Source organism: Enterovibrio norvegicus, assembly GCF_002876705.1.
Lineage (GTDB): Bacteria > Pseudomonadota > Gammaproteobacteria > Enterobacterales > Vibrionaceae > Enterovibrio > Enterovibrio norvegicus_B.
The window spans coordinates 1-5,997 of record NZ_MDAG01000059.1; the positions used below are offsets into that span (position 1 = coordinate 1).

Annotated in this window: 7 protein-coding genes; all 7 read left to right on the plus strand. The window is 48.9% G+C overall.

Translation table 11 applies throughout. The features are described from left to right. The coding region (locus BCT27_RS22730; RefSeq protein ID WP_422386145.1) for a bacteriophage T4 gp5 trimerisation domain-containing protein at positions 1 to 873 on the plus strand (873 nt) is incomplete at its 5' end. Beyond that, on the plus strand, positions 873 to 2,204 hold the full coding sequence (locus BCT27_RS22735; protein ID WP_102396867.1) for a hypothetical protein: 1,332 nt from the start codon (positions 873 to 875) through the stop codon (positions 2,202 to 2,204). The genes BCT27_RS22730 and BCT27_RS22735, both read left to right, overlap by 1 nt. A gap of 9 nt (positions 2,205 to 2,213) precedes the next feature. Then, positions 2,214 to 3,182 (plus strand): PoNe immunity protein domain-containing protein, encoded by a 969-nt coding sequence (locus BCT27_RS22740; protein WP_102396868.1) that lies wholly within the window; start codon positions 2,214 to 2,216, stop codon positions 3,180 to 3,182. Beyond that, positions 3,179 to 3,715 carry a hypothetical protein gene (locus BCT27_RS22745; protein ID WP_102396869.1) on the plus strand — a complete coding sequence of 179 codons (537 nt, stop codon included), beginning with the start codon at positions 3,179 to 3,181 and terminating at the stop codon, positions 3,713 to 3,715. The genes BCT27_RS22740 and BCT27_RS22745 overlap by 4 nt, the downstream gene beginning before the upstream one ends. A 26-nt stretch (positions 3,716 to 3,741) precedes the next feature. Continuing rightward, positions 3,742 to 4,026, plus strand: coding sequence for a type VI secretion system PAAR protein (locus BCT27_RS22750; protein ID WP_017017621.1), 285 nt, complete (start codon positions 3,742 to 3,744; stop codon positions 4,024 to 4,026). A gap of 388 nt (positions 4,027 to 4,414) precedes the next feature. Further along, positions 4,415 to 4,933: an Hcp family type VI secretion system effector gene (locus tag BCT27_RS22760; RefSeq protein ID WP_017015011.1), complete on the plus strand. Its 519-nt coding sequence runs from the start codon at positions 4,415 to 4,417 to the stop codon at positions 4,931 to 4,933. Positions 4,934 to 5,212: 279 nt separating this feature from the next. Further along, on the plus strand, positions 5,213 to 5,997 hold a 785-nt coding region (gene tssI / locus BCT27_RS22765), incomplete at its 3' end, for a type VI secretion system tip protein TssI/VgrG (protein ID WP_133153390.1).

Here is a 5,997-nt window from a genome sequence, read left to right on the forward strand (position 1 = left end):
GAAGGTGACCCTGACCAACCAATTATCACGGGTCGCACCTACCACGCGACCAATGTGCCGCCCTACCCGCTGCCGGCCAACAAAACCCGTACAGTCCTGAGAACCGAAACCCATCAAGGGGAAGGCTTCAATGAACTGCGTTTTGAGGATGAAGCGGGACAAGAAGAAATCTATGTTCATGCCCAAAAAGACATGAACTTGCTGGTCGAGAATGACCGCAAAGACAACATCAAACATGACTTGCATCTGGATGTGGAGAACGAGCGGTTTTCGCACATAAAAGTGGATGACCACCTGACGGTAGACGGGCAAAGTAAAGCCCATGTCGCTGGTGACATCAGCCTGACAACAGACAGCTCACTGCACATCAAACAAGGTAAGAAGCACCTTTTAGAAGCAGGTTCAGAGATCCATCACAAGGCCGGCGACAAAGTCATTATTGAAGCGGGAACAGAAATCACCATTAAAACCGCCGCGGGTTTCGTCAAGCTTGATCCTGCCGGTGTGCATCTTTCTGGTGCTGTGGTGAATTTAAATTCTGGTGGCAGTGCGGGCAGCGGCAGCGGCGCTTCACCTGCTCTTCCAAGTATCTCAACCCTACTCATCAGCGAACTCGGCACCAATTGGGTTGAGTTTGATTACCTTGATCAAGACATGGCGCCATTTGCCAATGCCCCATTTAAAGCCATTTTGAGCGATGGCACCGAAGTAGAAGGTGTGCTTGATGGCGATGGTCACGCGCGGATTGACGAAGTCCCTGCAGGCCCTGTACGCGTTTACTACGACCCTGAAAGTGAATTCGAAGACATTGAAAAGCAGCCAATTGAACAATTGGTATCAAACATAGACGCCTTGTTAGGGGGAAGTAGCTAATGTGGGGTAATGAGTTATTTTCCTATCTCTATGACAACCTTGAAGAAGCCTACAGTGCTGGCGAAGATTACATTAAGCAAAAAGCACAAGATGCCTATGATTCGACACTCGGCGCATTAGAGTGGATTTGGGAGGCCATGCAAGGAGATTTCAATGCCAACCAAACCACAGGCCAAATCGCTGCCAATGCCGTTTTAGGACTTATCCCTATCGTCGACCAGGTGCTTGATTGCCGTGATCTCATCGCCAACTGCCGCCTCATTTACAAAGATTCCAGCAACAAAGCAGCTTGGATTGCACTTTGCCTCACTCTGATCGGTTTGATTCCAAGTCTCGGATCCGCCATCAAAGGCATTCTAAAGATCCTGTTCCTGTTTATTCGCAAAGCCGGAGGGGATGTCGCTAAGGCCATTCGGCCTGCCATGGCGCCTATTTTATCCTTCCTCGAAAACGATAAAGTTCGCCGAATTCTAGGCATATCCCGCATCGATTTAGTGCTCCGCCAAGTTGCAGACAAAATCAGCAGCATTCGTGGTGAAGTCACTGCGGGTAAGTTGAAAGATCTGTTAAACAGCGCCGTAGAAACACTCAACAGTGTTGTCGCAAGAATCCGTTATATCGCGCCTGCCGATGTCAAAAGTTGGCTCGATGAAGCCGTGCGCATTGTGCGTTCAGTGCAGGAAGCAGCAGATAGCATGATTGCGCCTGCTATCGCACCCGTTCAAAAGATTTTGGATGATCTAGCTGCTGCACTTAACAAGCAAGCCGATGAGTATGCACCAAGCTATCGCGCTGACGTTAATGCGCGCACGGTTCATGAACTCGACCCCAGCGTTGCAGCGGTTAACCCTCGAATTTTGACTCGCTCACAAAAAGGGCTTTACGGCGAAATTATCAGTGACAACTACATGCTCAATCGCCGTCACGAAAACATGCTTCCTGTTGACCGCCAAGTGCGCTCACTTGAAGATGCGCCAAGAGGTCGAGGAATAGACGGCATCTATCGCAATGCGAATCCGCCACCACCGTTCATCATTACCGAGACAAAATATCGCACAACATCAGACACCTATATTGATTCGGATGGTGTTGCGCGCACAACGCTTCTTCCCACAACACGGGGCACGACCAACTACCCTGCTGCGAAGCAAATGAGTGATGATTGGATCCTTCCTCGTTTGGCGGATGACTTAGGGGATACTCAAGCACGACAAGTTCGGAACCAAGGGTTTGATAGATGGTTAATGATTGTTGATGAATCTGGAGAAGTCGTTAATGTAACCAGATTAGATAGAGCAGCTAATGCCGTTGAATCTCTGCCGCTGGATTAAAGGAAGATCATGACCACATTTAATACAACGCGACGTGACCCATTCTTAGAAGAAGAAACCTACAAAAAAAAGAATGAGTTTTTTGTCACGTGTGTGCTTAACGATGCAGAGTCTGAAGCTATCATCGTTGATGAAACCAAAGATATTCACCACCGCAAAGGTGTCAGTTGGGGCAACGTTATCGATCATGTCGAAAATGCCATTCTTACCTACTCAGCTGGCGGCGATATGCAAGAGGTGCAGGACAAAACCGCCCTTGCACTCGATTATCTCGCATTACACAAATCTCGCTTTCCAATTCACACCATTGCCTATTGGGAGCCTGATGGCTATCAATACTTATACTGGCTACTCAGCCTGGCCGTGCTGACGGGCAATAGAGATGCTGTACTGTTGGTAATCCGCATGACAGCCAAAAACCCGCAAGATAACGATGACAAAGCCCTCGCACAGTTTTTCACGAGAGCAGGTATTCAAGGGTTACCACGCGCCGAAGAGCTCGTGAATGAAAAGACATACCACACGTTTTATGATGCGATAAAAGGCGATGGTGCATCGCCAACCCAAAGCGAACGTCAAGCCAGCCTCAAAGCCTACTTAAAAGGATGGTACAAAGGCATGAAGGGGTGCTACTGGCACAATCGCCATAAAGGACGGTTCCCTACACATTTTGGCTATTGGGCGCTTGAAACTGCTGCCGCCACTGTTCTGTATGATCTTGATGATGCTAGCTATCAGCAACAACTCTATTACCCTAAAGACTGGGTAGATTTTGCGCGTGAAAAAGGCGTTGCCAATCAGTTCGCAGCCGACGGTCTGCCGCACCATCATCTCGCACTGCCTGGCGATGAAGCGCCTGTTACTGCTGAATGGGTATCTAACATTAGTAATGGAAAAATATCCGCGCGCACCAGTGAACGGTTAGGTGGAGAGAAAGTAAATGAAGACGGTGATGCTGCCTTTTGGGTGAGTCTATGAAGGCAATCACTTTGTTCGGCTTAGTTATCGCACTGTCTTCGATTTCAAGCGCTCATGGTCAAGACACCACTGAACTCAATGGCATTTTCACCTCGTTGCCTGATGCTGGTTTTGAACAACATATTCTGGTTTCGCCCTTCAATGCTGGCGAGGGAAAAGCAGAGATCAACGGCGAGAACTATTTAGCGGGAACAATGTCGAGTGACGATAAGTTACTCCTTGAGAATTATTTCTTTTGGAAAGAAGGCTCACTGTCCAAAGCTCACTGTTTGAGTTTTCCCACACAGCCCACTACGTTGATTGCTGAAATAGCTGCCTCAAATGGTGACGATGCAACAGCAGTCACAACCAGCTATCGTACGGCCTCAACCTACCTAGACAAAAGGAATGCGGAGACGCTCTTTCCGTTGCCAAAATATAAAACGCGACAAGTACTTTGCGTGTCAAATGAAGGGAAGCATTTCCCTCAAACGTCAGCGTCGATTTTCTTTTATAACGCGCAAGTCGGTGTGATCCCGATGTTGAAGCAATAAACATCGAAAAGATAAGGACATGAATCATGGGTAATGCAGTTCGATTAGGTGATACGGGAACCGATCATGATGGCTTTCCGCCAACGCCAACAACCGCGGGCTCGGGTACCGTAATCATTGATGGTATCCCACTTTGTCGTTTAGGCGATCCTCTCGCCCCTCACGATAAGCCTAAAAATCCACCCCATGGAAGGAGCATTGCAGCGGGCTCGGCAACCGTATTTGCAGACGGCAAACCTGTTGCACGAACAGGCGACGCGGTAAGTTGTGGTGGTGTCGTTATTGGCGGTGGCACAGTCAACGTCGGATAGACGTACTTCTATTCAAATCGATACTCTCTGCTTCCAATATTTCTCTAAAGATCGCACCTCTATACATGAGGTGTGGTTCAGTAAAAATGCCGGCTTTTTTCACGTTAAGTAAAGCGTTTCACCCTACTATCTCTGTAATTCGTTGCCGTTTTTTTCTAATTTCATCCGCGCGCTGCCCTCATAATTCGGCCAATTCTTGCTCAGTGAGCAACTTTTCGCCCAGCAACTAAGCAACTCCTTGCTCTTCGTTTCTCCAACCCCTCCTAACCCTTTGTTTTTATTAACACACATAGCTGGCACACCCCTTGCGTTATCTCCTGCGTTGTAATCAAAACTAACGTCTATGCCGACCCTTTTTGGCCGGTATCCACTGCATAAGGACATCGCAATGCCAACTCCTTGTTATATCGCCATCGAAGGCAAAACTCAGGGCAACATCACTGCCGGCGCATTCACTGCTGATTCTGTCGGTAACATCTACGTGGAAGGTCATGAAGACCAAATGCTGGTTCAAGCGTTTGACCACATCGTGACGGTTCCGACTGACCCACAAAGCGGTCAGCCTTCAGGCCAGCGTGTTCACAAACCGTTTAAGTTCACCGTGGCACTGAACAAAGCTGTACCGCTGATGTACAACTCACTGGCATCAGGCGAGATGCTGCCGAAAATTGAACTGAAGTGGTACCGCACCTCGGTTGAAGGTAAGCAAGAGCACTTCTTCTCGACCATTCTGACTGACGGCACCATCATCGATATCGATTGCCAAATGCCTCATTGTCAGGACGCACAGAAGAAAGAGTTCACTCAGCTGGTGACTGTTTCTGTTGCGTACCGCAAGATTGATTGGGAACACACAGTTGCAGGTACTTCTGGTGCTGATGACTGGCGTGCGCCGATTGAAGCGTAAGGCTTCTTCGCAAAAGGTAGGGCGAGTTAACACCGATTTCGTGTCACTCGCCCACTGATACCTTTTGCAATCAACCCGTCTTCGGGTTTGAGGTATTGCGCTTTGATCCCCTCCACTTTTCAAGGGGAGGGCTAGGGAGGGGTTAGCTCTTCGCTTTTTCTCTCAAGCATGCAAACAATCACCTCAAACCGCTTAGGCGGGTTTTGTCGTCAAGCAATGACGCCTGACGATATTTTGTTGTGTAGAGCCTTAACCTAAAGGCTCAAGCTGGGATGGTTTATGGCTACGGAAAGCGGTCTCCAATTTACTCTTGCTGTTGAAGGCTTACCCAACGACACCTTTGCGGTGCTCGAATTCTCGGGGGAGTCGGCACTCTCTACGCCTTTTCTGTATCAGGTTAAACTCGCCAGCCGCAATGAATCTGTCTCGCAAGACGAGGTCGTTGACCGCAATGTCACCCTCATGTTGTGGAACAACGGCGAACTAGAACAACGCTTTCATGGCATTGTGCGCCGCTTTACCCGCGGTGATATGGGATTCAGCCACACCCGTTATGCCCTTGAGATGGTTCCTGCACTGTCTCGTTTATCGCTTCGTCATAACAGCCGCATTTTCCAGCAACAATCTGCCCCTGAAATCATGAGTGTCTTGCTCCAAGAGATGGGCATTGATGACTATGCCTTTTCGATTTCTGGGCAACCCCAAGTCCGTGAGTATTGTGTCCAGTACCGTGAAACGGATTTGGATTTCCTTCAGCGTCTCGCGGCAGAAGAAGGCATTTTCTATTGTTTCTTGCATGACAAAGACAAGCACACGGTGCTGTTTTCAGATGATACGCAGACACTCACCGCCTCTGGGTCAGTGTTGCCGTATAACGCCAATGTCGGCGGTAAGAGTGATGAGGCCTTTGTGAAGGGCTGGCAGTTCTCGGCACAAGCGCGCCCTTCGTCGGCGCAGCTTAAAGATTACAGTTTCAAAAAGCCGGCTTATGGCTTTTTGCACGACAAAGCCGGCACGGAGATGAGTTTCCAGCGCGGCACCTATGAACACTATGATTACCCAGG

What these genes read in the sequence shown, in the direction of transcription:
- BCT27_RS22735 (WP_102396867.1), top strand. Translation starts at nt 873, where the DNA reads ATGTGGGGTAATGAGTTATTTTCCTATCTCTATGACAACCTTGAAGAA.
- BCT27_RS22740 (WP_102396868.1), top strand. Translation starts at nt 2,214, where the DNA reads ATGACCACATTTAATACAACGCGACGTGACCCATTCTTAGAAGAAGAA.
- BCT27_RS22745 (WP_102396869.1), top strand. Translation starts at nt 3,179, where the DNA reads ATGAAGGCAATCACTTTGTTCGGCTTAGTTATCGCACTGTCTTCGATT.
- BCT27_RS22750 (WP_017017621.1), top strand. Translation starts at nt 3,742, where the DNA reads ATGGGTAATGCAGTTCGATTAGGTGATACGGGAACCGATCATGATGGC.
- BCT27_RS22760 (WP_017015011.1), top strand. Translation starts at nt 4,415, where the DNA reads ATGCCAACTCCTTGTTATATCGCCATCGAAGGCAAAACTCAGGGCAAC.